General features: G+C 33.3%; 4 protein-coding genes. All 4 read right to left on the bottom strand.

Annotated elements, in window-relative coordinates:
* Window positions 1-101 precede the first annotated feature (101 nt).
* Entirely contained in the window at window positions 102-398 is a 297-nt protein-coding gene (locus ACZQCL_RS07930; protein WP_003864667.1) for a type II toxin-antitoxin system RelB/DinJ family antitoxin, read from the bottom strand.
* Window positions 399-477: 79 nt separating this feature from the next.
* Window positions 478-1,308, bottom strand: a complete 831-nt coding sequence (locus ACZQCL_RS07925) for a VirB6/TrbL-like conjugal transfer protein, CD1112 family (RefSeq protein WP_288002600.1) — start codon at window positions 1,306-1,308, stop codon at window positions 478-480.
* A gap of 3 nt (window positions 1,309-1,311) precedes the next feature.
* A complete protein-coding gene (locus tag ACZQCL_RS07920; RefSeq protein WP_482482641.1) occupies window positions 1,312-1,617 on the bottom strand; it encodes a TrbC/VirB2 family protein in 306 nt (101 codons plus the stop codon).
* Window positions 1,595-3,181 (bottom strand): VirD4-like conjugal transfer protein, CD1115 family (locus tag ACZQCL_RS07915; RefSeq protein ID WP_482482639.1); only part of this gene is annotated, 1,587 nt, incomplete at its 5' end. The genes ACZQCL_RS07915 and ACZQCL_RS07920, both read right to left, overlap by 23 nt.

Here is a 3,181-nt window from a genome sequence, read left to right as displayed (position 1 = left end):
TAAACTTTTTTGCGGCTTGATCATTATGAAACTGATTAATAATATAGTTTTCGGTATTAAGAAGATCGTCAATTGCGGATTTTTTATAAATGATCCTCATTTTACAAACCTAACATCTTTTTGGCTTCTTCTTCTGAATAAGATTCAGTACAATTCATACCAATTTCTAATTCTTTCATTAATTTAGATAAAGCTTTTGCTTTCATCTTTTCGGCATTATCCTCAGTTACAGAAAATGGAAATCCACCTGTATTTAATACTTGTTGAAAAAATACATTTACTGCATCTGTTAAAGTTAAACCATTTTTGGCAAATACTTCTTCCAATTCATTCTTAATTTCTGAATTCATGCGAATTCTAAATACATCATCTTTTTGAGCATTGATTACGTTACGCATAATTAACACTTCCTTTCGTATATATTATAATCAGTTTTTTACAAAATATCAACAAATGTGGTAACTGAGTAGCTACATATTATAGTCCCATCATTTCTTTTACAATCCTGTCTGACATTTTGATTGTTCCTACAAGAACTAACATATTGAATATCAATTCACCAATATAACTCCATACCATAGATACACTAGATGCTGTTGAATCCACTACTGGTGGACTTGATGCAAAGGCTGAAAAGATAATACAGGAAAGGACAATGATCGCTCCTTCTAAACAAACTCCTGCATAGCTTTTGATAAATGTAAAAGCTGTGTTTTGTGTGCTTTCTCCTGCAGCTGCTGCAAGTGGTATTGGAGAAATAGCTGTGTACATGTAAAGTTTAAAAAATCTTCCATAAACAGTTAATATCATTACAAAAGATAGAATTGTAATGAATATAGATCCTAATAGGGTTACTGCCCATAATGGAATGGATTCTAGAAATCCTGTATTACTAACCGCATCAACTATTTCCTGTGGTATAACTGTTTCGTTGGATACTCCAAGTCCTACAGTTTCCGTAATCGATTGAATTATCCCCTGTACAATTTCAAAAATCTTTGTCATCAGTTCCATTCCATACATGACAAGACCTCTGGCAATAATAAATCTTAGAAATAGTTTGAAGGCTTGCTCTGGACGTTTGACATCCTGCCAGCTTGTACAGGTTCGTATTAATCCCCATACAAAGAAAAGTACAAGAAGGGCAAGACCAATAGCTTGTAAACCTTCATGTACTTTTACAATGATTTTCCATATATCTCCACCTTTAAATGTTTCTGGTGATTCTGTTAATAACAACCATATTTCAGCAAGCTTAGAATTCCAAGTATTAATGGCACTTGTTAGGTTATCGATGATTCCATCCATACATTAACCTACAATAATATTTAAAATCTCTTTCGCAAACGTAATAATAATTCCGCCAGCAACCGTCATAAATCCATTGGCTCTTTGACTTGGATCATGGCTTTTTAAAGATAAACCTACCTGTACGATTCCAAATCCTAATAAAATCATTCCAATAGCACGAATGAGTCCAAACATAAAATCACTGAAGTTATTGACAACAGTGACTGGATCATTGGCTGCATAGATAGGTGTAGTAAAATTTGTGATAAGTATCAGTGCCATATAGGCAAAGAATAATGCTTTTTTAATTGTTTTTACTTTCTTCATTTTCTTCAATCTCCTTTAAATAGTTTTCTGTTTCTTCTGCGTCTAATAATTCATATTCATCATCTGTAAGAAGGATATTTTGCCAGTCATCAATGAAATGACGTGTCTGCCCATGAATATAAGGTTCACACCCACCATCCAATGTTTGTTTTATATTTGGATGTTTCAACAAATCATATTTTTTATCTTTGACAGGTCGTTCTCCCTTAATAAAAAGAAGTCCATAGTTGTTATTCAACAATCGAACTTCATCCGCTGTTAATAATTCTCTTCCAGTTTGTTGGTAATTTGTAGAATAATTACCACTTCTTCCTTCAGATTTACCATACGTATTTGTATCCAATGTTTCTTTTCCAAGCAATTCACTGATATATTTATGTGTACTTTGTTCATTACCACCTAGGTAATACGTTTCATCACAGTTACCTAAAATGGATTCCCAGCTATCCTTGTATAATGCTTTGATCTGAGCCAGGTTCTGTAAAATAATGGATACAAAGATCTGTCTTGAACGCATCGTTGAAAGAAGTTTATCAAATTCATCTGGTAAAGCCACATTGGCAAATTCATCCATCAAGAAATGGACGGGTACAGGAAGTTCTCCACCATGTACATAATCTGCCTGGTAATACAACATTTGAAATAACTGGGTATACAACATTCCAACCACAAAATTGAATGTAGAATCATTGTCTGGAATAATCGCAAAAAGTGCTGTTTTTCTTTCTCCAATCTGTTCCAGTTCCATTTCATCATATTTAGTAAGTGAAGCAAGTTCTTCCAAATTAAAAGCAGCAAGTCTTACACCTACCGAAATCAGAATCGATTTGGCGGTTTTACCTGCTGCTTGTTTATAAATTTTGTATTGTTTTAAAGCTAATGAATTAGAATCTATCATTTCTAGTCTTTTAAATAACTCATCCAACGGACTTTCATAATCTTCTTCATCCTCTTTGACTTCTGCATAATTGAGCATTTCCATGACCATTGTAAAGTTCTGTTCATCTTCTGGTGCATAGTGGTATAGATACAACATCAATGCTTCCAGTAATGCTGTTTCGCTTTTCTCCCAAAATGGATCATTGGGAGAAGAACCTTTTGGAGTTGTATTACGAATCAAGTTTGTAATTAATTTCAATACATCCTTATCACTTTGAATATAGTGAAATGGATTATATCCAAGTGATTTAGACATATCAATCAAGTCGATTACTTTAATGACATAGCCATTATCTTCTAATAGATGACCAACACTTCGAATGATTTCTCCTTTGGGATCCAATACAACAAAACTTGTATTACATTGCATGATGTTTGGCTTTGCATAAAATCTTGTTTTTCCAGCACCAGAACCACCAATCACAACCGTATTCAAGTTTCGCCTATGTTTTTTTCCATCCAATCCCATTCGTACATTCTGAGAAAAGACTTTATTAGAAAAGTAATCTTTATTCGCATATTTCTTGCAAACAGTATTTGGATTTGCCCATTTAGCTGATCCGTATTCTTCAGTTCTTCTATAGTTTTTAGATGAAGATAAATACATCCCAACACCTAATACATA

This window comes from Holdemanella sp. (assembly GCF_056804935.1).
This window is presented reverse-complemented; position numbering and strand designations above follow the sequence as displayed.

Coding starts and splice junctions, on each gene's coding strand:
- ACZQCL_RS07925 (WP_288002600.1), bottom strand. CDS start 1,308: ATGGATGGAATCATCGATAACCTAACAAGTGCCATTAATACTTGGAAT.
- ACZQCL_RS07920 (WP_482482641.1), bottom strand. CDS start 1,617: ATGAAGAAAGTAAAAACAATTAAAAAAGCATTATTCTTTGCCTATATG.
- ACZQCL_RS07930 (WP_003864667.1), bottom strand. CDS start 398: ATGCGTAACGTAATCAATGCTCAAAAAGATGATGTATTTAGAATTCGC.